Here is a 22601-nt window from a genome sequence, read left to right on the forward strand (position 1 = left end):
GTCCCCCGCTCTACGGTCTTGGAATGGTTTACCCCGCACCGGACCGGACTTTCCGAAAAGCACCCAAACCAAAGCCATAAAAACCCCACCATGGCCAGCTTTTTGCAGCATTCCCGATCGCCCCACACGTCACTATGACCGGAGACCGGAATGCAATACACCAAACCCATGATTGAACTGGTGTTTGAGATTCGCCGGCGCGTGCCCGCCGATCTGAAACCTTCCGTCAAACTCGCCAATCCGGAGCTGTTGGACGAGCTGGTCACCCATCATCGGCACAGTAAGGACGTCATCTGCCAAACACTCATCAAAGAACTGCTACAACTGGCCGGAGATCCCTGGAACCACGCCCTGAGCGATGCTCAACAGGACGCCGAAGAGGCCGAAGCCGCCGCGCGACCGCGCCAGGTCACCAAGGTGTATCGAGGACAGGTAACGCTGGAGGAGGCGCCACCAAAGGACAATGCCAGCACCCCCAGGGAGCGCACCAAGCGAATGTACCGGGGTCAGGAAATTATCGACTGACTCGCGTGCTCTGAACGTCCCACTTTCAGGAGTCCAGGCCAGCCCAGTCCCGGCGACGGGAAAACTGGGGACGTAGAAATTCCATCTGATCACCGCGAATCCGGTCGCTGTTGATCAGCGCCAGGTACTCGGCGGTGTTGGGGCAGAACGGCAGGGCGAGCAGCTCCATACCGATTTCCGAGAGCAGGTGGTTCCCCTTGTGCTGATTGCAGCGCTTGCAGGCGGTGACAACGTTATTCCATCGATCCCGGCCACCGCGGCTGATCGGGTGAACGTGATCGCGGGAGAGGTGCTCGGCGGTAAACCAGCGCCCACAGTAAAGGCATTGATGATGATCCCGGGCGAAGAGGGCGGCATTGGTCAGTGGCGGAACGAGGCGCATTCGGGCAAGACGGTTGCCGCCACAGGCGATAATGGCCGGCAGGTCAATCTGGGTGCGCAATCCCGTCAAGCGGGAGTGACCACCGTACACACGCCGGACATGTCCCCCCAGAGTCCACTGCACCAGATCGCGCGCATACAGGCAGACCGCGTCTTTCCAGTGCAGCCACTCGATAGGCTGGCCGGCAATATTCAGTCGTAAAATACGCGCTTCCATCGACACCTCCAGGGGTCGCTCGGTGCGCTCTGGGCGGCCGACTGACTGCGGCGGAAAGAGCCGTCAGCGTCCAAGGCGTACCGGCGATTGACGTCGTACCGATACCGTATAGCCTTACTATGACGCCATTGTGTCAAAACTTCCAGACTTTTTGTTGGCGCCGGATAACGCTCATCGGGCCAGTCAGCCCATAAAAAGAAACCCCCGCGATAAGGGGGTTATCGCGGGGGTTGCCAGCTACTTACAGGATGGGGCCCGTCCCGGGCCTGGTGGCGCGCGTCCTTTCAGTTCCATGCCTTGCGTCCATTGCCTGTATCCGTTAAAAGAGATTATGCGCCACCTCCCGCCCGATCAATAGTGGCGAATGTCGGAAAGGTTTGTGCGAGATATCTCACAAAATGCCGGATCAGAAAATCTCTTCAGGCTCCAGGTCAAACAGGTACTCCGGGGCAATATCCATATCCCGGGTGATGTTTCCCCCCTGATCCTGCAGCAGTTCCCGCTCCTGCTCATCCAGCGCCTGCTCCAGTCCCTGTCGGATCACCACCTCGACCCGACGGTTTCTGGCCCGGTTTTCCGGGGTGTCATTCGGTGCCAAAGGCCGGGTATCGGCAAACCCGGTCACCTCGAAGCGATCCTGATCAATGTAGTCGCCGCGCATCAGTTGGTGCGCCACCGATACCGCCCTGGCGGAGGACAGCTCCCAGTTGGAACGGAAGCGGGGGGAATTGATGGGAATGTTGTCCGTGTGCCCCTGGACCTTGATCCTGCCCGGCTGAAGCATCAGTACGGCCTGAATTTCGTCCAGCACGTCATAGTAATCTTCCGCCAACTCGGCCGAGCCGGAACGGAAAGAGCCCTGCTCCCGGATGCGGATGATGATCTGTCGCCCACGGGTTTCGATTTCAATTTGCCCGGAGGTAATCTGGGGCTGCAGGCGTGCCGCCAGTGCCATGGCATCCTGCTCGGTTTCCCGGATCAGCTCCTCCAGCCGCTGTTTCAGTTGCTCCCGCGCCGAGTCTTCATAGTCCGGCTCGCCCTGCTGAATATCAAACTCTTCCGCGCAGTAGACCTCCAGACTCATTTGGGTAGTGTCATCCGTGCTCTGAAAGATTTCATTGATCGGGGTCGGCTCGGGCTTGCCCGGGCTGAACTCCCGGGCGATGACACTGGTGCCCTTGGGCACCTCATTGACCTGAAGCTCCGCCTGAACCCCAAAAGCCTGCGCCAGGGAGCCCGCCAGACGCTTGAACTTCATGGCGTCCATCTCGGAGAACGACAGCAGCAGCACGAAAAAACACAGCAGCAACGCCATCAGATCCGCAAAGGTGGCCATCCAGGCGGGGAGGCCTGCCGCCTGCCGCTTTTTACGGGGAGTATCGTCATCCATCTCCAGTTCCCCCCTCAGGCTGCGTCAGTGTCCGCGACGTCGCGCTTTCTCTCGGGCAGGTAGGTACGCAGCATCGAGTCGATTACCCGCGGATTCTGGCCGCTCTGAATCGCCAGCAGCGCGTCAATGATCAGGCTCTGCACCAGCACCTCCTCATCAGCACGCAGCCTCAGTTTATCGGCGATGGGCAGAAATACCGCGTTGGCGAGCAGGGAGCCATACAGGGTGGTCAGCAGCGCAATGGCCATGGCCGGGCCAATCGCTTTGGGGTCTTCCATGTTCGACAACATCGCCACCAGGCCGATCAGGGTACCGATCATTCCCATGGCCGGAGCAACATCCCCGAGTGCGCTGAAAATGGACGCCCCTTTCATGTGGCGATCTTCCGCCAGGTAGCGATCCTTGGACATCATCGCCTTGACCACTTCCGGGTCATGGCCGTCGACCAGCAACTGAATGCCTTTTTGCAGAAAGTCGCTACTGACCTCTTTCCCCTCCAGCGACAGCAACCCGCCTTTGCGTGCGGCGTCAGCCAGCTCGACGATTTCCTCAATCAACTCGGCGGGGTCCGTGCTGCGATACACAAAACTCTTGGCCGCCACTTTCGTGGCACCGAAGAACTGCCCAAGGCTGAACTTGGCCATTACGGCAAATACGGTGCCCCCGACCACAATCAGCAGGGATGGCGCATTGACGAAAATGATCAGGTCGCCGGACAGCACCATGGAGGCGATGATCAGACCAATAGCGCCGATGATCCCTACGAGGGTTGCTAAATCCACTGGTGGCTCCTCACACTAAGCTGAAACGGCGGCTGCGCCGTGTTGAATCTGCGGTAAAACCTGCATCTTAGCAGCAGTCGGTTTATAATTGCGCCCTTTATCACTACAGACATCCCGCCAGGAGTCTATCGGCCAATGCCGGAAAATCTTCACCGCGACCCTGGCCCAAACAACAGGTGCCCCATGCCCACGAAGAAGAAGTCCGTGGACTTTGAACAGTCACTGAGCGAACTGGAAGCGCTGGTGAACCAAATGGAGCAAGGCGAGCTCTCCCTGGAAGAGTCACTGCAGGCCTTTGAGCGTGGCATTCAGTTGACCCGCGACTGCCAGGAGCGCCTGAGCGCGGCGGAGCAACAGGTTCAGGTGCTGATGGAGCAGCAGGGTCAGATCAGCGTTCAACCGATGACGCCCGATGGCGAGGACGACGGTGAATGAGCACCGACTTCGACGCTTTCGCCGGCCCCTGGCGTGAACGCTTCAACCGGGGCTTGACGCGATTTCTTCCCCAACCCGATGCCCAGCGCCCACAGTTGGCTGACGCCATGGCCTACAGTCTGGCCAATGGTGGCAAACGGGTCCGACCCATGTTGGTCTACGGCACCGGCGCGGCACTGCGACATGAGCCCGACGAGGCTCTGGATACGGTCGCGGTCGCGCTGGAGTGCTTACACGCCTACAGCCTGATCCATGACGACTTGCCCGCCATGGACGATGATGATCTGCGCCGCGGACAACCGAGCTGTCATATCGCATTCGATGAAGCGACCGCAATCCTTGCCGGTGACGCCCTGCAGGCACTCGCTTTTGAGGTTCTCGCCCGCTGCGACCGCCTGTCGGCCGAGCAGCGTGTCGCCCTGATTGCCGACCTGGCTCAGGCCGCCGGCGCGCAGGGGATGGTACTCGGCCAGGCCATTGACCTCGGTGCCGTTCACCAGACTCCGGACATCGCCCAGCTCGAACGCATGCACCAACACAAAACCGGCGCGCTCATTCGCGCCAGTGTTGCCATGGCAGCCCGGGCTTGTGGCGCCTCGAACCGCGAGCGGGCGGCACTGGGTGATTACGCCGGGGCCATCGGCCTGGCCTTTCAGGTACAGGACGACATTCTGGATGTTATTGCCGACACCGACACCCTGGGTAAACCCCAGGGGGCGGACACGGCGCGGGACAAACCTACCTATGTATCCCTGCTCGGGCTCGAAGGTGCGCAACACAAGGCCCGGGAACTGCTCAATCAGGCCCTGGACAGCCTGAGCGCTTTCGACGAGAGCGCGGCGGCGCTGCGCAGCCTCGCGCGCTACATTATTGAGCGCGGACACTGACTTCACGCTAGGCAGACGGGCCTCTGGCCCCTACAATGGCCCCTTTCCAATAACGATGTGACTCATGTTTGACGAAATTCCCACACACCGCCCGGAAACGCCCCTGCTCGACCAGATTGACTCCCCCGAGCAATTGCGTGCTCTGAATGAGCGGGACCTGGAACCGCTGGCCGAGGAGCTGCGTGCCTACCTGTTGTACAGCGTGGGACAAAGCGGTGGACACTTTGGCGCCGGACTGGGTGTTGTGGAGCTGACGGTGGCCCTGCACTACGTCTATCACACTCCGGATGATCGTCTGGTATGGGATGTGGGCCACCAGACCTATCCCCACAAAATACTCACCGGCCGCCGCGAGCGCATGGACACCATTCGCCAGGGGGGCGGTTTGTCCGGATTTCCCAAGCGGGCCGAGAGTGAATACGATACCTTCGGGGTCGGCCACTCGAGCACGTCCCTGAGCGCCGCTCAGGGCATGGCTCTGGCCAGTGCCATGACCGGCAGTGAGCGCAAGTGTGCCGCCATTATCGGCGATGGCGCCATGACCGCTGGCATGGCGTTCGAGGCACTCAACCATATTGCCCATACGGACACCGACCTGCTGGTGATCCTGAACGACAACAATATGTCGATCTCCCCCAATGTCGGTGGGCTGGCCACCTACCTGTCCAAAGTGTGGGGCAGCAAGTTCTACAATTCCCTGCGCGAGGGCAGTAAACAGGTGCTCACCAAAATTCCCTCCGCCTGGGAATTCGCCCGCCGCACCGAAGAGCACTTCAAGGGTTTCATGTCACCGGGCACCCTGTTTGAGGAAATGGGATTCAACTACGTCGGCCCCATCGATGGCCACGACCTGGGCAGTCTGGTGCGCTACCTGAGGAACCTGCGCGAAGTGAAGGGACCGAAGCTGCTGCACATCATCACGCGCAAGGGCAAGGGCTTTGGCCCCGCGGAGGACGATCCCGTGGGCTACCATGCGTTGAACAAGCTCGAACCCAAGCCCGCCCCTCGAAAAGCCGCCGGCCCCAAGTACCAGAAAGTGTTTGGCGACTGGCTGTGCGATATGGCGGCCCGGGATGAGCGGGTGATCGGCATTACGCCCGCAATGTGTGAGGGATCCGGCATGGTGGATTTCGCCCAGCGCTTTCCGGAGCGCTTCTACGATGTGGCCATTGCCGAGCAGCACGCCGTCACACTGGCCGCCGGACTCGCCTGTGAAGGCCAGAAACCAGTCGTAGCCATTTACTCCACGTTCCTCCAGCGCGCCTACGACCAACTGATTCACGATGTGGCGCTACAGAACCTGGACGTTACCTTCGCCATTGATCGGGCCGGACTGGTCGGTGAGGACGGCCCCACTCACGGCGGATCCTTCGACCTGACCTACCTGCGCTGTATTCCCAACATGGTGATCGCCGCCCCCAGCGACGAAAACGAGTGCCGCCAACTACTGTACACCGCCTGGAAGTATGAGGGACCGGCGGCGGTACGCTACCCGCGAGGCACGGGCCCCGGAGCGGATATTGAGCAGGCGATGAACGAGCTCCCCATCGGACAGGGACGGGAGCTGCGCCAGGGGCGCGACGTGGTCATTCTGAACTTTGGTGCCTCACTCGCCACCGCCCTCACCGTGGCGGAGCGGATCGACGCCAGCGTCTGCGACATGCGCTTTGTCAAACCCCTGGATACCGCACTGATCGAGCGCATGGCCGAGCGTCATGCCCTGATCGTCACGGTTGAGGAAAACGCCATCGCCGGTGGCGCCGGTAGCGCCGTGGGAGAGTATCTGGCCAGTCGGGGCATCCCGACCCCCTGGCTGCCCCTTGGGTTTCGCGACGAGTTCGTCGAGCACGACAGCCAAAAAAGGCAACTGGCCAGTCAGGGGCTGGATGCTGACGGTATCGAGGACGCCATCCGCAACCACCGCACGAAGCACTCGGGGAGATGACCCCGGAGCTGGCCGGCTATCTGAAAGGTTTTTTAAGCAACGCATTGAACCGACGTTAGCCCATAAAAGAAATGGGGCCCTTTCAGGCCCCATTCTTTCAAGCGTCAAGCCGGTTGATCCGTGTCCGGATCAGGCACCGCTGGTACCCGGTTCACCCCGATCCAGCTTCACGGCACGATACCCGCCGCGCTTGCGGTCGTAAATGAACATGCCGGCGAAGAAGGCGGCCACAATCAGGGCGATCGGCGCCACCCAGCGGAACGCCATACGGCCACCGTAGTTGTCCGCCGGACGCAGTACCGCGCCGGCTTCAGCCTGCAGCTCCGCAGCCGCCGGAATACCGGAGTCCAGCAACGCACGCAGGGCGTTGCCCGTCAGAGGCCCATTGAGTTCACCCTCCGCGCGATAATCGGACAATGCGATCTGGTTGCGCTCAATCACGGTTTCGACATCGGCGGGCAGATAACCGAGTTCAGCCAGGGCATCCAGATCACCCGAAGCCTGCTCCGCTCGCTCAAGGTACAGCGGGAACGTCTCTTCCACCTCCTCGAGAATGGCAACGGTACGCTGCTCATCCAGCGCCTCGGGCATATAGCGATCGGCCACAGCCCCCATCTGCCCCTGCAGCGTACCGGACACGCCCATACCCGCACCAATCATCAGCACGATACCGACCGAACCGGCCTTGGGGAAACGCTCGCTCATCAGGCCCACCATGGTGGGGAAGAAGAAGGCGACACCAAAGGCAAAGACGGTGGCGGCGAACAGCAACTTGATCATGCCGGTTTCGAAGATTGAGAACAGGATCAGACCGGTACCGGTCAGAATGGCGGCACAGAACAGCATGCCAGTCGGCGCCAGACGCTCGACAACCGGACCGGCGAACAACCGCAGGACCGCCATCAAACCGGTCAACCAGGCAAAGACCAGCATGCCGTGCATGCCCGCGTTCTCCAATACATCGGGAATCCAGCGCATCGGACCCAGTTCCAGCGACAGCGTGATCATCTTGATGACGATCAACAGCAGCACGATGGGGTGAGTGATGGTATACAGCAGCACCTCTTTGACCGGCACACCGGCTTCAGCCGTTTCGGTTTTGGGGAACCTGAGCGGCAGCAGCATGGCGCCGTAGATGAAAATCGGGATGTACATGACCGCAATATGGACGGTCCAGTGGCCCAGGTCGATGGCTCCGAGATCACCAATCTGGGACATGAAGAAGCCCAGCAGTGCACCGACGACCATACCGCCCGGAAAAAAGGCGTGGAAGTGGTTGAGCTTGACCGTCTTGCGCTCAGGGTACAGCGCCGCCGTCATCGGGTTACCGGTTGCCTCAATCAGGCCATTGCCGATCCCCATGACGATCGCACCCAGAAACAGAACCCAGTAACCGCTCGGCGAACCAGAGACAAAATAGGCCGACAACACGAGGCTCACACCAATCAGGTGACTGAAAAAGGCACCCGTTGCGGCGACCCGAAGACCGATTTTTTCCAGGAACGGTGCGACGAAAATCAGCGAAAGCGCCATCCCCCAAAGCACGGCGCCGCCAATCATACCAATATCGGCGTTGGTCAGAATAAACTCGGTTTTCAGTTGACCGAGAATACCGCCCACCAGGGCGAACGAAAACGCGGTGGGGAACAAGGCGATGCAGGCCCCCGCAAATAACCGCTTACGATTGATGCCATTGGCATCGACAGTGGTTGTACTCATAACTCACATCCTCATTATTGTTATCAACGCACCCGCCAGTGAATACCAGCGGGTGCGTGACCGTTTCGGGTGACGTCACCCGTCTTTGGTTGCTACTGTAAAGCGCTTCAGGAAACCAGCGGCGTCCAGCGGCCATCGGCCTCGGACGAATTCAGCACCGCTTCAATAAAACGCATGCCCAGAACACCGGTTTCAATGCCGGGAATCCAGGATTCAATCGGGTGTTGTTCACCCTTACGTTTGGCCACCAGGACGTCGGCCACGTCGGTGTATAGCGTGGCGAAGGCTTCGAGGTAACCCTCCGGATGTCCGAACGGAATGCGAATGCCGCGTGCGGCAATGTCGCTGTCGATATTATCATCCCGACGGGTGATACGCTGGTGATGCCCGGCCAGCGGCGTCAGCCAGAGCTCATTGGGCTTCTCCTGGGCCCACTCAAGCCCCGCCTTGTCACCAAAGATACGGATTCTCAAGCCGTTTTCACAGCCCGGTGCCACCTGGCTCGTCCAAAGCATCCCCTTGGCTCCGCCTTTGAAGCGCATCATGGCATGAACATTGTCATCCACGGCCCGGCCCGGCACGAAAGCCGTCAGGTCCGCGCTGACCGAGTCGAGTTCAAGTTGGGAGATGAAGGTCGCCAACTGGAATGCGTGGGTACCGATATCCCCCAGGCAGCCGGCTTTACCGGAACGGTTGGGGTCGGTGCGCCAGGCGGCCTGCTTGTTGTCTTCCTCCGGCGCCTGGGTCAGCCACTCCTGGGGATACTCCACCTGCACCAGACGAATCTGGCCCAGATCGCCCCGCTCGACCATCTCCCGGGCGTAGCGAACCAGCGGGTAAGCACTGTAGTTGTGCGTCAGGGCAAAGAAGGCATCGCTCTTGGCACAGATCTGCTCCAGCTCCAGAGCCTCCTCCAGAGTCCGGGTGACCGGCTTGTCACAGATCACGTTGATGCCGGCTTCCAGGGCCGCCTTGGCCACCGGGAAGTGCATGTGGTTGGGCGTGACAATGGCCACCGCCTCGATGCCGTCATCGCGCTTGGCTTCGGCGGCAAACATTTCCTCATAAGAGGCATAGGAGCGGTCCGGCGCAATGTGCAGGTCCTCGGCCGACGCTTTGGCCACGTCCGGCTTGGAGGACAGGGCTCCGGCCACCAGCTCGTAGCGGTCATCAATACGCGCGGCTATCCGATGAACGCCGCCAATAAAGGCGCCCCGTCCACCGCCCACCATGCCCAGGCGAACTCGTGCATCAGCCATTACTTACCTCCCAAACCCAGAATACGGCGGTTACTGTCTTCATCGGCGTCTCCTCCCGCAAAATCGTCAAACGCCTTTTCCGTTACACGGATGATATGGTCATTGACGAATTTCACGCCTTCTTCCGCCCCCGCTTCGGGATGTTTCAGGGCGCACTCCCACTCAATCACGGCCCAGCCGTCAAAACCGTTGGCAGTAAGAATAGAGAAAATACGCTTGAAGTCGGTCTGGCCATCGCCCAGCGAGCGGAAGCGACCGGCGCGCTCCACCCAGCCCTCGTAACCGCCGTAAACACCTTGTCTGGCACTGGGATTGAACTCGGCGTCCTTGACGTGGAACATCTTGATGCGATCGATATAGCGCTCGAGAAAGCCGATATAGTCGAGGTTTTGCAGGACCAGGTGACTGGGGTCGTACAGAATATTGGCGCGGGGGTGGTTGTCCACTTCCTTCAGGAAGCGCTCAAAGGTGGCACCATCGTGCAGGTCTTCACCCGGGTGAATTTCGTAGCACAGGTCCACACCCGCCTCGTCAAAGGCATCCAGAATCGGCAGCCAGCGCTTGGCCAGCTCTTTGAAGCCGGTGTCCACCAGGCCGGCGGGACGCTGGGGCCAGGGGTACATGAAGGGCCACAGGAGGGCGCCGGAGAAGGTACCGTGGGTTTTCAGACCCAGGTTTTTACTGGCTTTGGCCGCGAGCATCAACTGATTGACCGCCCACTTCTGACGCTCATCGGGCTTGCCGTGCAGCTCCGGCGGCGCAAAGCCATCAAACATTTCATCGTAAACCGGGTGTACCGCCACCAACTGACCCTGAAGGTGGGTCGACAGGTCGGTAAGCTCCAGCCCGTAGCGCGCCAGGGTGTCTTTCACTTCCTGGCAGTAGTCGAGGCTCTCCGCCGCTTTTTCCAGGTCAAACAGGCGCTTGTCCCAGGACGGAATCTGGATACCCTTGAAACCCAGGCCACCGGCCCACTTGGATACGTTTTCAAGGCTATTGAACGGCGCTTCATCGCCGGCGAACTGGGCCAGGAATAGCGCGGGCCCTTTCATCGTCTTCATTATTGTCTCCCCCATAGGTTTGGTGGATTATCAACCGGGTACCGGCAAACCACTTCTCGCGAAGCGGGACCGAGCCAGTACCCACAATAGATTGCCGTGCCGTCATCGCTTCACGACAGCGCTGTCAGCAAATGCGGTTGGGCGATTATGGCATCACCGGCGCCATATCTCTACCGTGGAACCCGAGCCGCGCCGGTAAAGATACGATAATAAACGGGTTAATGTCGATTCGACCACTAAAGAGCGAGATTTTCAACAGGAAATTGCTTTTTATATAGTAAAAATCCGAATAAAGGGTTTCGGTAGGCCAAGCAGAGAGAGGGGTAGGACCGTGACCTGTGTCGGGTTACGAGCTGCGCTAACCCGACACAGGTCTCAGCATCAGATTTTCATGTCCCCGAAGAAGTTTTTCATGCCATCGAACCAACTGCTCTGCCGGGGTGAGTTTTTCCCGCCTTTCATGGTGGCCTGAAACTCCCGGAGCAGCTCTTTCTGTTTGCCGGTGAGATCCACCGGGGTTTCCACCACCACCCGGCACATCAGATCGCCACGGGCACCACCGCGGACGGGCGTCACGCCCTTGCCGCGCAGCCGGAACAATTTACCGGTCTGGGTCTCGGCGGGGACCTTGAGCTTGACCCGACCGTCCAGGGTAGGCACTTCCAGTTCCCCACCAAGCGCGGCGTCCACAAAGTCCACCGGGACTTCGCAGTACAAATCCGCTCCGTCGCGCTGGAATATCTCATGCGGCTTGACGTGCACTTCGACGTACAGGTCACCTGCGGGGCCGCCTTCGGCACCGGCTTCACCCTCGCCGGACAGGCGAATGCGGTCTCCCGTATCCACACCGGCAGGCACTTTGACCGACAGGGTTTTGGTCTGCTCGACCCGGCCCTGGCCATGGCAGCTGCCGCAGGGGTCAGTAATAATACTGCCCCTGCCCCGGCACGTCGGGCAGGTCTGCTGCACGGAGAAAAAACCCTGCTGCATACGCACCTGACCAATACCGCCACAGGTGGTACAGGTCTTGGCGGAAGTGCCTTTTTTCGCCCCACTACCGTCACAGGTATCGCAGGCCACCAGGGTAGGCACCTTGATCTGGACGCTGGTGCCTTTCACCGCATCTTCCAGGCTCAGCTCCAGGTTATAGCGCAGGTCCGCCCCTCGGCTGGGGCCGCCGCGACCGCGGCCACCCCCACCAAAAATATCGCCAAACACATCACCAAAAATATCGCTGAAGCTGCCAAAACCTCCGGCTCCGGCACCGCCACCCATGCCCGCACTCTGATCGACACCGGCATGACCGAACTGATCGTAGGCAGAACGCTTCTGGGCGTCGGACAGCACTTCGTAGGCTTCACTCGCCTCCTTGAACTTGTTTTCCGCCTCTTTGTCCCCCGGATTGCGGTCCGGATGGTGTTTCATCGCCACTCGACGATAGGCTTTTTTCAAGTCAGCGGCTGACACGTCGCGGGAGACGCCCAGCACTTCGTAATAGTCGCGTTTTGCCATGCTACAGTCGCTTTTTGGTCAGTTACCACAGACACAACAAATGCGGGCAAGCCCGCATTTGTTGCAACCGTTTTTTAAGGATCGGAGAAGCGAAATTACTTCTTCTCGTCGTCCTTCACTTCTTCGAACTCGGCATCCACTGCGCCGTCATCGTCTTTCGGCGCTTCCTGCTGGTCCGCACCGGCTTCCGCGCCGCCTTGGCCCTGCTGCTCGGCATAGAGCTTCTGCGCCAGAGAGCTGGAGGCTTCAGTCAGCTTGTTGGTGGCCGCCTCCATCGCGTCTTTGTCTTCGCCCTTGACGGCCTCTTCAGCCTCGGCGATCGCCGACTCAATGGCCGACTTCTCTTCGTCGGTCGCTTTGTCGCCGGCATCTTTCAGCGTTTTACGAGTCGCGTGAATCAGTCCCTCAAGGGTGTTACGCGCGGTCACTGTTTCGGCGAACTTCTTGTCGGCTTCGGCGTTGGCCTCGGCGTCCTTCACCATCTTCTCGATCTCTTCATCGGACAGACCGGAGGATGCCTTGATCACGATGGATTGCTCTTTACCCGTCGCCTTGTCTTTGGCACTCACGTTGAGGATGCCGTTCGCATCCAGGTCGAAGGTCACCTCAATTTGCGGCACACCCCGTGTGGCCGGCGGGATATCCGCGAGGTCGAAGCGTCCCAGCGATTTGTTTTGCGAGGCCTGTTTGCGCTCGCCCTGAACCACATGAATGGTCACGGCTGTCTGATTGTCTTCGGCCGTCGAGAAAATCTGCGATTTCTTGGTTGGAATTGTGGTGTTTTTCTCGATCAGTGGTGTAGCCACACCGCCCATGGTTTCAATACCCAGGGTCAGGGGCGTCACGTCAAGCAGAAGGACATCTTTGACATCACCCGCCAGGACAGCGCCCTGAATGGCAGCACCGACAGCAACCGCTTCATCCGGATTCACGTCTTTGCGCGGGTCCTTACCAAAGAAGTCGGCCACCGCTTTTTGCACCATCGGCATGCGGGTTTGACCACCCACCAGAATCACGTCGCTGATATCGCTGACGGAAACGCCGGCATCCTTGATGGCCGTTTTCACCGGCTCCAGGGAGCGGGTCACCAGCTCTTCCACCAGGGATTCGAGTTTTGCCCGGGTGAGCTTGACGACCAGGTGCTTGGGCCCGGTGTTGTCCGCCGTAATGTACGGCAGGTTCACTTCGGTCTGCTGACTGGAAGACAGCTCAATCTTGGCTTTCTCGGCCGCCTCTTTCAGACGCTGCAGCGCCAGCGGATCGTTGTGCAGGTCAATGCCCTGCTCTTTTTTGAACTCATCGGCCAGGTAGTCGATCAGGCGCAGGTCGAAGTCCTCACCGCCGAGGAAAGTGTCACCGTTGGTGGACAGCACTTCGAACTGATGCTCGCCGTCAACGTCGGCAATTTCAATGATGGAAATATCGAAGGTACCGCCACCGAGGTCGTATACCGCAATGGTGCGATCACCCTTTTGCTGATCCATACCGTAGGCCAGTGCCGCCGCGGTCGGCTCGTTGATGATGCGCTTCACATCCAGACCGGCGATTTTACCGGCATCCTTGGTGGCCTGACGCTGAGAGTCGTTGAAATAGGCCGGAACCGTAATCACCGCCTCGGTGACTTTCTCACCCAGGTAGTCCTCGGCCGTTTTCTTCATTTTCTTCAGTACTTCGGCGGAAATCTGCGGCGGCGCTTTCTTCTCGCCTTTCACTTCAACCCAGGCATCACCGTTGTCGGCCGCAACGATTTTGTAGGGCACCATTTTGATGTCTTTCTGGACCACGTCGTCTTTGAACTTGCGACCGATCAGACGCTTGACCGCATAGAGGGTGTTGTGAGGGTTGGTCACGGCCTGGCGCTTGGCGCTCTGGCCGACGAGAATTTCACCATCATTGGTAAAGGCCACGATGGATGGGGTGGTGCGATCACCCTCGGCGTTTTCGATTACCTTGGGCTTGCCGCCTTCCATTACGGATACGCAGGAGTTGGTGGTACCCAGGTCAATACCGATGATCTTACTCATGAAAATCTCCTAAAGATGTTCTGTCGAAACGCGAGCCGTCAACGTGCACGCTTCTGTGTGTGTCTGCGGCTCCGACCCCGGAGGCCGCTTTCGCAATCAGTTACTACCTATATTGGCCCTGTTCAATGCTTTTCAAGGCCCTTGAACCGGCGATTTAACGCCGCCGGCCCAAGCTCAAACCTTATTCGGCACCTTTGGACACCACGACCATCGCCGGCCGAACCAGTCGGCCGTGCAGGGTGTACCCTTTCTGGAAGACATCAATCACCGTATTGGGCTCAACGTCGGGGTTGGCCACCATGGTCATGGCCTGGTGCCGCTCGGGATCAAAGGGTTCTCCCCGGGGATCCACTGGCTCGACGTGGTACTTGGCCAGGGCATCGATAAATGACTTATGAGTCAGTTGAATCCCCTCGACCACCGCTTTCAGATCAGGGTTGTCAGTATCCATGGCGGCCAGGGCACGCTCCAGGTTATCCACGACCGGAAGCAAATCCTGCAGGAGCTTTTCCTGGCCGAATTTATGGGCCTTCTCCACATCCTGTTCGGCACGCCGGCGGGCGTTCTGGGCTTCGGCCTGCGAGCGAAGCACCTGCTCCTTGGCCGCCTCCATAGCAGCGGACAGGGAGTCAATCCTGGCCTTCAGGGCCTCCACCGACTCCTCCCCGGGCTCATCCCCGCCAGGGGTGTCGGTGTCGGTCTCGGCCGACTCGGTCTCCGCCGCCACCTCTTCGTACTCTTGAGCGTCGCGATTGTCTTCGTTAGCCACACTGGTCTCCGTTATCATTTACCTTGGCAGCCGGGAGCTGCAGAATAAGAACGTGGAGCCTATATGGGGCTTCCCAGAACGGATTCAAGGGCCCGACTGCGCTCAAATCACATTTTCCCGCTGGCACTCTAGCGGGCGCCCGTGTTTTACTGTATAAAAACACAGATTACTTTCTCTCGCTCTGTGAGGGTCACTATGCTCACGCATCTCAGCATTCGTCATTTCACCCTGGTAGATCAGTTGGATCTCGACCTCAGACCCGGCATGACCGCCATTACCGGGGAAACCGGAGCCGGTAAATCCATCGTGCTGGACGCGCTGGGACAGACTCTGGGCGACCGGGCCGATGGCCAGCGAGTCCGGGCCGGCGCCCGCAAGGCGGATATTCACGCCACTTTCGATACTCAGCGCATTCCGGCTGCCCGACAGTGGCTGGAAGCCCAGGAGCTACTGCAGGAAGAGGCCCCGAACGAGTGTCTGCTGCGACGGGTGATCACCGCCGAGGGCCGCTCCAAGGCGTTCATCAACGGTCACCCCGTGACCCTGCAGCAGTTGAGAACCCTGGGGGAGATGCTGATCGACATCCACAGTCAGCACGAGCACCAGTCCCTGTTGCGCAAGGAAACCCATCGGCACCTGCTGGATGAATACGCCGGTCAGAGCGAGCTCGCAGGCCGGGTACGCCAGGCCCATCGGCACTGGCAGGCATGTAAACGCGACTTCGAAGCCCTGCGCGACAATGCGGAAGAGGTCAGCGCCCGCTTTCAACTCCTGAGCTATCAGGTTCAGGAGCTGGAGCAACTCGACCTGAAAGACGGTGAACTGGACGAGCTGGAAGCGGAGCAGCGCAGCCTCGCCCACGCCGAAGATATCTTGCGTGCCAGCCATGAACTGTCGGCGCTGTGCGGCGATGATGACCAGGGGTTGAGTGTGTTGATGCACCGGGCATTGCACCTGTTGCGGGACATGCCCGAGAAGTCCTCCGCCCTGCAGGAGGCAGAACAACTGCTCACCAGCGCCCAGATTCAGGTCGACGAAGCGCAGCGCGAGGTGGAGCATCATATCGACGGCTTCAACCTCGATCCGGAGCGGCTGCGCGAAGTGGAAGAGCGCTTGAGCGCCATTTACGAAGTGGCTCGCAAGCATCGCATTGGACCCGAGCAGTTGCCCCAGCTGTTTGCCGATCTGAGCGAGGAACTGGCGCAACTTCAGGGCGGTGACGAGCGGCTGGACGAACTGGAGCAGCAGATGCAAGCCGCCGAGGCCGAATATCGCAAAGCCGCCACCACCCTCTCCAAGGCTCGCCAAAGCACGAGCACCAAGCTTGCCAGAGCCGTCAATCAGCAACTGAGCGATTTGGCAATGCCGAATGCCCGCCTGGAAGTAAGCCTGGCGCCGCTCGTGGACAGGCCGGGCCCTCAAGGGCTCGAAGAAGTGGAATTCATCATCAGCACCAACCCCGGCCAGCCAGCACGGTCACTGAACAAGGTCGCCTCTGGCGGCGAACTGTCCCGGGTCAGTCTGGCCATTCAGGTGGTGACCGCCCGCACCTCCGCGATTCCGACGCTGGTATTCGACGAAGTGGATGTCGGGATTGGCGGCGCCACGGGCGATGTCGTGGGGCGCTTATTGCGCCAGCTTGGTGAGGGCGGCCAGGTGCTGTGCGTCACGCACCTCGCACAGGTCGCCAGCAAGAGCCACCAACACCTTCAGGTCACCAAAACAGCCGACAAGCAGTCGGCAGAGTCCACTCTGGTAACACTCGAAGGAGAGCGGAAAATTGAGGAGATAGCCCGCATGCTGGGCGGAATGAAGGTCACCGAACAATCACTGGCTCACGCCAGGGAGATGGTGACCGAGGGAGCTGCCTGAGGGGGCCGGGGCATTCGGCACCACCTGGGTGCCTCACATTGCGCTGAGCAACACCAGGCCTCGCCTAAGCGTCCTACAGGCCACTGGCAGGGCGCCCATGTGGTGCCGCCACCAAAGACCAGCGCCCCCCATGGCTGAGGGTTACTTTTTGGGCTTTACGTACAGCACCAGGTTGTGATCAACCAACTCATAGCCGTGCTGCTCGGCGATCTGCCGCTGCAGACGCTCAATTTCTTCATTGTGGAACTCAACGACCTCGCCTGAGTCCATACATACCATATGATCGTGATGCTCACCACGAGCAATTTCAAACACCGAGTGGCCACCATCAAAATTGTGGCGCTCCACCAGACCGGCACTTTCAAATTGCGTCAACACCCGATACACGGTGGCCAGGCCCACGTCGTCACCCGCCTCCATCAGCGCCTTGTAGACATCTTCAGCGCTCATATGGTGGTTTTCAGACGACTCCAGCATTTGCAGAATCTTCACCCGGGGCAGCGTGACTTTCAGCCCCGCTTTGCGCAGTTCCTGATTTTCTTCGGCCATTTAACCCCCAAACCCTTCTCAGTATTCGCGTCAATCGGGTATTATCCCCGTTCATTTTGCCAAGTGGAAGCCCTTGTATGAAAATAGCCAGCAAACTCTCACTGGTCGCCGTCTTATTCGCCAGCCTGACAGGTTGCTCCTATTTCCAATTTCCCGGAGTGCACAAGATTTATGTGCAGCAAGGACACATCATCACCCAGGAGATGATCGACCAACTGGAAACCGGCATGACCAAGCGCCAGGTGCGCTTCGTGTTGGGCACACCGCTGCTTGAGGATAGCTTCAATCAGGACCGATGGGATTATCACTACAGCCTGAGCCGCGGCGACGACACCCTGCGTGAGCGCCACTTGACGGTCTATTTTGAAAACGACCAGATGACTCACTATGAAGGCAGCGCCGTCCGCCCGCAAGAGGATGGAGACGAGGAGGAAGCGCCACTGGTGCCGACCAATATCGAAGGCGACCCCTTGCCGACCCCGGGCGAGGACCCCAACGAGGATACCGAGGCTACGCCGCTGCCCACCAATACCATGTAATCGCACCGAGCCTCGCCGGCCTGGCGCACTCAGTCAGGACTCGGCCTGCTTCTTCTGGGCTCTCTTGCGACGCACTTCCTTCGGATCTGAAATCAGCGGCCGATAGATCTCGACCCGATCCCCGGGCTGCAGCTCATGCTCCCGGGGCGGTTTCAAGCCCTTGGTCCCGAGCGCCTGACCGAAAATACCCATTTTGGCGCTCTCCAGGTCAATTTCGGGAAACACTTTCACAATCCCCGAACGCTCCGCCGCCTGATACGCGGTCGTCCCCGGCTCCACCAACAGCTCTATGATTTTCTGCTGATCCGGCCGGGCATACGCCACTTCTACGGTAATCAAATCACCATCCGCCATTATTGCCGCCTCTTAAACACCATAGATCTGTCTGGCTCGGCTGCACAGCGCATCCACCTGCTGACTTGCTGCCGACTCGAAAAACTTGCCCACCGCCAGGCTCAGCAGGCGATTCTGCATGTCAAACTCCAGTTCCAGCCGGACCCGGCAGCCCTCGCCCACCGGCTCGAACGTCCACTTGCCCTCCAGACGGGAAAAGGGCCCATCCACCAGGCTCATGGTCATACTCTCGGGCGCCTGCAGTACATTGTGCGTCACAAAGCTCTGGCTGATACCGGCTTTCTGCAGTTCCAGGCGCGCCTCGAGCCAACCGTCGCCCCGGCGCAACACTTCCGCGCCCACACAGTCGCTCATGTACTCAGGATAGGCCTCGATATCATTTACCAGATCAAACATCTGCGACGGTGAATAATTCACCAGTGCACTGCGCTCTACTCGATGGGTCAAGAAAACATCTCCCGTTGATTCGTGGCCATCAGGCCCAGAAGCCGCCGACCAGAATCAGCAATAGTGCCGGCGGACAGAGGTATTTGAGCAACGTCAGCCAGAGCTCAAACTGGCCGTCGCTTTCCTGGCGCAGCTCGTGGCGCAGCAGCTCGCGATGAGCGACCCAGCCGACAAACAACGCCATTGCCAAACCGCCCAGCGGCAACATGACCCGCTGAGTGACAAAGTCGAGAAAATCAAAAATGTTCAGACCGAACAGGCCTCTGAAGGCGGCCCAGTGGTTGAACGACAATACCGAGCCGATCCCCAGCAGCCAGGCACCGCCGGCAATCAGACCATTCGCCGTGAGCCGCTTGAGCCCGAAACGCTCGGTAATGTAGGCAACGCAGGGCTCGAGCAGCGAGATGGTCGAGCTCCAGGCCGCCAGGGTAACCAGCACAAAGAAAGCCGCGCCAAAGATCACCCCACCGGGCATGCTGCCGAAAGCCACGGGCAGGCTGACAAACATCAGGCCGGGCCCGGCACCGGGTGAGATACCTGGCGTTGCAAATACAATCGGAAACATGGCCAGCCCGGCCACCAACGCCACCAGCGTGTCCAACACGGCCACGGTCACGACCATTTTGCCGATCGACGCCTTGCCCGGCATATAGGAGCCATAGGCCATGATCGCCCCCATGGCCAGACTCAAGGTGAAGAACGCGTGCCCCAATGCGACCGACGCACCTTGCCAGGACAAGTCCGACACATTGAAGTCAAACATGAAGTGCAGTCCCTGGGCGAACTCCCCCGCTACAGCAGCGTACCCCAGCAACAGCAACAACAGCAGAAACAACAGCGGCATCAACACCCGCACCGCCGTTTCCAGGCCCCGAGTCACGCCAAAGGCCACCACGAGCACGGTCAGACCGATAAACACCGTCTGCCAGAGCATCAGGCGTACCGGATCGGCCAGCAGGGCATCAAAGGCGGCGCTGGCCGATTCACCATTCCAGCCGCTGAAGCCTCCCCGCACCGCCGTACTCATATAGTCCAGCGCCCAGCCCGCAATCACACTGTAAAACGACAGGATCAGAAACGCAGTAAGCACCCCCACGCCGCCAATCAGGCTCCAGTGTGGGGAAACCCGGCTCTGCCGGGCCATTTTCTGTACGGAAGCCACGGGATTGGCACGCCCGTGGCGCCCCAACACCACTTCGGCAATCATGACCGGCACACCGATCAGGGCAATAAACACCAAATACATCAGAACAAAGGCCCCACCGCCGTTTTCGCCGGTGATGTAGGGAAACTTCCAGATATTGCCGAGACCGACCGCCGAACCGGTCGCGGCCAGTACAAAGGTGCCCTTGTGTCCCCAGATGGCGTGTTGTTTGATGCGTTCCACGGCTTGCTCCGTGTTAAAGTCGGTTCGCGCCGGATAGGCGCACGCGGACTGCCCGGTTGTGCAGGCACAAAGGCGGCATTGTAACGGCAATTGTCGGGAATGTGCAGGGTTCCGCCCATTGGCCGGGCAGACAGCGGGCCCCTCAAGCCTTTATAATGCCCGCCGCACATTCACGCCCCGAGCAAGGTTGATCATTTCGATGAGTAAAAAGAAGGGTAAGAAGCCCAGCGGCAATACCATTGCGCTGAACAAGAAGGCCAAATTTGATTTCGCGCTTCAGGATCGCGTGGAGGCGGGCCTGTCGCTGCAGGGCTGGGAGGTGAAGAGCCTGCGTCAGGGCAAGGTGCAACTGACGGATACCTATGTGTTGTTCAAAAACGGCGAGGCGTGGTTGCTGGGCGCCCACATATCCCCATTACCCTCGGCGTCGACTCACTTTGTGACCGATCCGACCCGGACGCGCAAGTTGCTGCTCAAGCGCAAGGAGATTGCGAAGCTGCAGGCGGCGGCGGAGCAGAAGGGCTACACGGTGGTGGCGACGGCGCTGTATTGGAAGAAGCATCTGGTGAAGTGCGAGGTGGCGCTGGGTAAAGGCAAGCAGGAGCACGATAAGCGCGAGACGGAGAAGGAGCGCGACTGGAATCGCCAGAAGCGGGCGATCATGAAGGATGTGAATCGGTAGTTGTTTAATGGGCACTCCCTCCAGAAAGCCTGGACCCTCCAAAGCCTCCGAGCCCTTTAGCGGGGCTCGTTCCCTCCAGAAAACCCGGGCTCGCTATCAGGTGGGCTGTTTCGGAAACGCGATGAATACGTCCCTGTAGCTCCCTCGCTTCATCCCTGAAGCGAGGGTTCCGAAACAGCCCACCTGACATCGAGCCCTCTGGAGTAGACGGCCGGTTCAGTGGGTATAGATAATTACACCAGAACGTGAATACACCTCGGAGGGCACGGTGCCGGGTGACCTGTTTTCAAGCCCTCGCTTCAGGGATGAAGCGAGGGAGCCCCATGGATGGGTTCATGTGTTTTGAAAACAGGTCACCCGGTAGCGGGCCCGGAGTCTTTTGAGGCACCGGAATGCCATGCCCGAAACAGCCCACCTGATAGTGAGCCCGGAGGTTCTGGAGGGGCTAGACTCTCCGGAAAATTAGAGCACGAACAGCGCCCAAGTAACGGCGGATGCGGCCTTTGGCCTTATCCGCCCTACGGGTTTTTTAGGGGGTTCGACTACGCCGAGAAAGGGTGGCGCAGGACGATGGTTTCGATGCGGTCCGGGCCGGTGGAGATGATGTCTACCGGCGTCTTCAGAATCTCCTCCAGACGGCGGATATAAGCGCGGGCATTCTCCGGCAGCTCATCCAGCGTCTTGGCGCCGACGGTCGACTCCTGCCAGCCTGGCAACTCCTCGTACACCGGCTCAATCGCCTCCCAGCCCTCTGCGTCGAACGGAATACCGACCGGGTTACCCTGGGTATCGCGGTACTCCACGCAAATTTTCACCGTTTCCAGACCATCCAGCACATCCAGCTTGGTCAGGCACAGACCCGTCACGCTATTGATCCGGTTAACGTGATGCAGAGCCACCGCATCAAACCAGCCACAACGACGTTTCCGCCCGGTGGTCGCACCGAACTCATGGCCCTTTTCGCCCAGGTGTTGACCCACACCGCAATCCAGCTCGGTGGGGAACGGCCCGGAGCCGACCCGAGTAGTGTAGGCCTTGGTGATACCCAGCACGTAATCGAGGTACATGGGGCCAAAACCGGACCCCGTGGCAGTACCGCCGGCGGTGGTGTTGGAAGAGGTCACAAACGGGTAGGTTCCGTGATCGATGTCCAGCAGAGAGCCCTGGGCACCTTCAAACAGAATGCCTTCACCCCGCTCGCGGGCGCTGTGCAGCGCCTCGGTCACATCTGTGATCATCGGACGCAGCTCTTCGGCCCAGGCGATGCAGGTATCCAGCACTTGCTGATAGTCCACCGCATCCACGCCGTAATAGCGGGTCAGCATGAAATTGTGGTAGTCCAGCACTTCTTTCAATTTGATCGCAAAGCGGTCCATGTTCAACAGATCGCCCAATCGCAACCCCCGGCGGGCCACTTTGTCCTCATAGGCCGGGCCGATGCCCCGACCGGTGGTGCCGATCTTGGCGTTGCCGCGGGCCGCTTCGCGAGCCTGATCCAGCGCAATGTGGTAAGGCAGAATCAACGGACAGGCCGGAGACAGACGCAGGCGCTTGCGCACCGGTACATTCTTGGCTTCCAACTCGGCAATTTCCTTGAACAGGGCCTCCGGAGACAGCACCACGCCATTGCCGATCAGGCAGGTCACGTCTTCGCGCAGAATGCCTGACGGAATCAGGTGCAGAACGGTCTTTTCACCGTCGATCACCAGTGTGTGGCCGGCATTGTGCCCGCCCTGGAAGCGGGCCACCAGCGATACCTGATCGGTCAGCAGGTCGACGATCTTACCCTTGCCTTCGTCACCCCACTGGGTGCCCAAAATCACGACGTTCTTACCCATGTTTGTGCAACTCATTTTGTAACATTG

The 22601-nt window shown here is 59.6% G+C and carries 21 protein-coding genes; 7 read left to right on the plus strand and 14 right to left on the minus strand.

From position 1 onward, the window contains the following. Positions 1 to 150 precede the first annotated feature (150 nt). Positions 151 to 525, plus strand: a complete 375-nt coding sequence (locus OOT55_RS10085; protein ID WP_265365750.1) for a hypothetical protein — start codon at positions 151 to 153, stop codon at positions 523 to 525. A 25-nt stretch (positions 526 to 550) separates the two neighbouring features. Here the strand turns inward: OOT55_RS10085 and OOT55_RS10090 are convergent, their stop codons facing one another. The 3 genes from OOT55_RS10090 to pomA all read right to left on the minus strand — a co-directional run bounded on the left by OOT55_RS10090 (position 551) and on the right by pomA (position 3295). Then, complete coding sequence (locus OOT55_RS10090; protein WP_123638163.1) at positions 551 to 1123, minus strand: HNH endonuclease; 573 nt, start codon at positions 1121 to 1123, stop codon at positions 551 to 553. A gap of 406 nt (positions 1124 to 1529) precedes the next feature. Beyond that, the gene (locus OOT55_RS10095) at positions 1530 to 2513 is read right to left on the minus strand and encodes a MotB family protein (protein WP_265365751.1); all 984 of its coding nucleotides are present in this window, start codon (positions 2511 to 2513) and stop codon (positions 1530 to 1532) included. Positions 2514 to 2527: 14 nt separating this feature from the next. Then, on the minus strand, positions 2528 to 3295 hold the full coding sequence (pomA, locus tag OOT55_RS10100) for a flagellar motor protein PomA (protein ID WP_265365752.1): 768 nt from the start codon (positions 3293 to 3295) through the stop codon (positions 2528 to 2530). Positions 3296 to 3478: 183 nt separating this feature from the next. Here pomA and OOT55_RS10105 point away from each other — a divergent pair, with 183 nt between their 5' ends. The 3 genes from OOT55_RS10105 (at position 3479) to dxs (ending at position 6562) form a co-directional block, all read left to right on the plus strand. Further along, positions 3479 to 3730, plus strand: coding sequence for an exodeoxyribonuclease VII small subunit (locus tag OOT55_RS10105; RefSeq protein WP_265365753.1), 252 nt, complete (start codon positions 3479 to 3481; stop codon positions 3728 to 3730). Further along, positions 3727 to 4617, plus strand: coding sequence for a (2E,6E)-farnesyl diphosphate synthase (gene ispA, locus OOT55_RS10110; protein WP_265365754.1), 891 nt, complete (start codon positions 3727 to 3729; stop codon positions 4615 to 4617). The genes OOT55_RS10105 and ispA overlap by 4 nt, the downstream gene beginning before the upstream one ends. A 64-nt stretch (positions 4618 to 4681) precedes the next feature. After that, a complete protein-coding gene (dxs, locus tag OOT55_RS10115) occupies positions 4682 to 6562 on the plus strand; it encodes a 1-deoxy-D-xylulose-5-phosphate synthase (protein WP_265365755.1) in 1881 nt (626 codons plus the stop codon). A gap of 129 nt (positions 6563 to 6691) precedes the next feature. Here dxs and OOT55_RS10120 read toward each other — a convergent pair whose 3' ends face one another. The 6 genes from OOT55_RS10120 to grpE all read right to left on the minus strand — a co-directional run bounded on the left by OOT55_RS10120 (position 6692) and on the right by grpE (position 14906). After that, positions 6692 to 8281: an MFS transporter gene (locus OOT55_RS10120; protein WP_265365756.1), complete on the minus strand. Its 1590-nt coding sequence runs from the start codon at positions 8279 to 8281 to the stop codon at positions 6692 to 6694. A 107-nt stretch (positions 8282 to 8388) separates the two neighbouring features. Then, positions 8389 to 9540 carry a Gfo/Idh/MocA family protein gene (locus tag OOT55_RS10125; RefSeq protein WP_265365757.1) on the minus strand — a complete coding sequence of 384 codons (1152 nt, stop codon included), beginning with the start codon at positions 9538 to 9540 and terminating at the stop codon, positions 8389 to 8391. Continuing rightward, positions 9540 to 10601 (minus strand): sugar phosphate isomerase/epimerase family protein, encoded by a 1062-nt coding sequence (locus tag OOT55_RS10130; RefSeq protein ID WP_265365758.1) that lies wholly within the window; start codon positions 10599 to 10601, stop codon positions 9540 to 9542. Before OOT55_RS10130 ends, OOT55_RS10125 begins: the two co-directional genes overlap by 1 nt. Positions 10602 to 10982: 381 nt before the next feature. Continuing rightward, positions 10983 to 12113, minus strand: coding sequence for a molecular chaperone DnaJ (gene dnaJ / locus OOT55_RS10135; RefSeq protein WP_265365759.1), 1131 nt, complete (start codon positions 12111 to 12113; stop codon positions 10983 to 10985). A 95-nt stretch (positions 12114 to 12208) separates the two neighbouring features. Further along, the gene (gene dnaK / locus OOT55_RS10140) at positions 12209 to 14137 is read right to left on the minus strand and encodes a molecular chaperone DnaK (protein ID WP_265365760.1); all 1929 of its coding nucleotides are present in this window, start codon (positions 14135 to 14137) and stop codon (positions 12209 to 12211) included. Between the two features lie 181 nt (positions 14138 to 14318). Then, positions 14319 to 14906: a nucleotide exchange factor GrpE gene (gene grpE, locus OOT55_RS10145; RefSeq protein WP_265365761.1), complete on the minus strand. Its 588-nt coding sequence runs from the start codon at positions 14904 to 14906 to the stop codon at positions 14319 to 14321. A 195-nt stretch (positions 14907 to 15101) separates the two neighbouring features. On the opposite strand from grpE, the gene recN reads away from it, so the two are divergent. Next, positions 15102 to 16778, plus strand: a complete 1677-nt coding sequence (gene recN, locus OOT55_RS10150) for a DNA repair protein RecN (RefSeq protein ID WP_265365762.1) — start codon at positions 15102 to 15104, stop codon at positions 16776 to 16778. A gap of 141 nt (positions 16779 to 16919) precedes the next feature. Here the strand turns inward: recN and fur are convergent, their stop codons facing one another. After that, on the minus strand, positions 16920 to 17327 hold the full coding sequence (gene fur / locus OOT55_RS10155; protein ID WP_265365763.1) for a ferric iron uptake transcriptional regulator: 408 nt from the start codon (positions 17325 to 17327) through the stop codon (positions 16920 to 16922). Between the two features lie 77 nt (positions 17328 to 17404). Here fur and OOT55_RS10160 point away from each other — a divergent pair, with 77 nt between their 5' ends. Continuing rightward, a complete protein-coding gene (locus OOT55_RS10160; protein ID WP_265365764.1) occupies positions 17405 to 17866 on the plus strand; it encodes an outer membrane protein assembly factor BamE in 462 nt (153 codons plus the stop codon). Positions 17867 to 17899: 33 nt separating this feature from the next. On the opposite strand, the gene OOT55_RS10165 is transcribed toward OOT55_RS10160, so the two are convergent. Genes OOT55_RS10165 through OOT55_RS10175 form a run of 3 tightly spaced genes read right to left on the minus strand, consistent with a single transcriptional unit; the run spans position 17900 to position 20054 of the window. Then, the gene (locus tag OOT55_RS10165; RefSeq protein WP_265365765.1) at positions 17900 to 18220 is read right to left on the minus strand and encodes an RnfH family protein; all 321 of its coding nucleotides are present in this window, start codon (positions 18218 to 18220) and stop codon (positions 17900 to 17902) included. Positions 18221 to 18232: 12 nt separating this feature from the next. Continuing rightward, positions 18233 to 18667, minus strand: coding sequence for a type II toxin-antitoxin system RatA family toxin (locus tag OOT55_RS10170; RefSeq protein WP_265365766.1), 435 nt, complete (start codon positions 18665 to 18667; stop codon positions 18233 to 18235). A 28-nt stretch (positions 18668 to 18695) separates the two neighbouring features. Then, a complete protein-coding gene (locus OOT55_RS10175) occupies positions 18696 to 20054 on the minus strand; it encodes a sodium-dependent transporter (RefSeq protein WP_265365767.1) in 1359 nt (452 codons plus the stop codon). A gap of 199 nt (positions 20055 to 20253) precedes the next feature. Here OOT55_RS10175 and smpB point away from each other — a divergent pair, with 199 nt between their 5' ends. Continuing rightward, on the plus strand, positions 20254 to 20736 hold the full coding sequence (gene smpB / locus OOT55_RS10180; protein WP_265365768.1) for an SsrA-binding protein SmpB: 483 nt from the start codon (positions 20254 to 20256) through the stop codon (positions 20734 to 20736). Positions 20737 to 21278: 542 nt separating this feature from the next. On the opposite strand, the gene OOT55_RS10185 is transcribed toward smpB, so the two are convergent. Further along, positions 21279 to 22574 (minus strand): adenylosuccinate synthase, encoded by a 1296-nt coding sequence (locus tag OOT55_RS10185; RefSeq protein WP_265365769.1) that lies wholly within the window; start codon positions 22572 to 22574, stop codon positions 21279 to 21281. Positions 22575 to 22601 lie beyond the last annotated feature (27 nt).

It is taken from the genome of Marinimicrobium sp. C6131 (assembly GCF_026153455.1).
Lineage (GTDB): Bacteria > Pseudomonadota > Gammaproteobacteria > Pseudomonadales > Cellvibrionaceae > Marinimicrobium.

Excerpts from the sequence above, each read along its gene's own strand:
- OOT55_RS10085 (WP_265365750.1), top strand. The coding sequence starts at position 151 with ATGCAATACACCAAACCCATGATTGAACTGGTGTTTGAGATTCGCCGG.
- OOT55_RS10090 (WP_123638163.1), bottom strand. The coding sequence starts at position 1,123 with ATGGAAGCGCGTATTTTACGACTGAATATTGCCGGCCAGCCTATCGAG.
- OOT55_RS10095 (WP_265365751.1), bottom strand. The coding sequence starts at position 2,513 with ATGGATGACGATACTCCCCGTAAAAAGCGGCAGGCGGCAGGCCTCCCC.
- OOT55_RS10105 (WP_265365753.1), top strand. The coding sequence starts at position 3,479 with ATGCCCACGAAGAAGAAGTCCGTGGACTTTGAACAGTCACTGAGCGAA.
- ispA (WP_265365754.1), top strand. The coding sequence starts at position 3,727 with ATGAGCACCGACTTCGACGCTTTCGCCGGCCCCTGGCGTGAACGCTTC.
- dxs (WP_265365755.1), top strand. The coding sequence starts at position 4,682 with ATGTTTGACGAAATTCCCACACACCGCCCGGAAACGCCCCTGCTCGAC.
- OOT55_RS10120 (WP_265365756.1), bottom strand. The coding sequence starts at position 8,281 with ATGAGTACAACCACTGTCGATGCCAATGGCATCAATCGTAAGCGGTTA.
- OOT55_RS10125 (WP_265365757.1), bottom strand. The coding sequence starts at position 9,540 with ATGGCTGATGCACGAGTTCGCCTGGGCATGGTGGGCGGTGGACGGGGC.
- OOT55_RS10130 (WP_265365758.1), bottom strand. The coding sequence starts at position 10,601 with ATGAAGACGATGAAAGGGCCCGCGCTATTCCTGGCCCAGTTCGCCGGC.
- dnaJ (WP_265365759.1), bottom strand. The coding sequence starts at position 12,113 with ATGGCAAAACGCGACTATTACGAAGTGCTGGGCGTCTCCCGCGACGTG.
- dnaK (WP_265365760.1), bottom strand. The coding sequence starts at position 14,137 with ATGAGTAAGATCATCGGTATTGACCTGGGTACCACCAACTCCTGCGTA.
- recN (WP_265365762.1), top strand. The coding sequence starts at position 15,102 with ATGCTCACGCATCTCAGCATTCGTCATTTCACCCTGGTAGATCAGTTG.
- fur (WP_265365763.1), bottom strand. The coding sequence starts at position 17,327 with ATGGCCGAAGAAAATCAGGAACTGCGCAAAGCGGGGCTGAAAGTCACG.
- OOT55_RS10160 (WP_265365764.1), top strand. The coding sequence starts at position 17,405 with ATGAAAATAGCCAGCAAACTCTCACTGGTCGCCGTCTTATTCGCCAGC.
- OOT55_RS10165 (WP_265365765.1), bottom strand. The coding sequence starts at position 18,220 with ATGGCGGATGGTGATTTGATTACCGTAGAAGTGGCGTATGCCCGGCCG.
- smpB (WP_265365768.1), top strand. The coding sequence starts at position 20,254 with ATGAGTAAAAAGAAGGGTAAGAAGCCCAGCGGCAATACCATTGCGCTG.
- OOT55_RS10185 (WP_265365769.1), bottom strand. The coding sequence starts at position 22,574 with ATGGGTAAGAACGTCGTGATTTTGGGCACCCAGTGGGGTGACGAAGGC.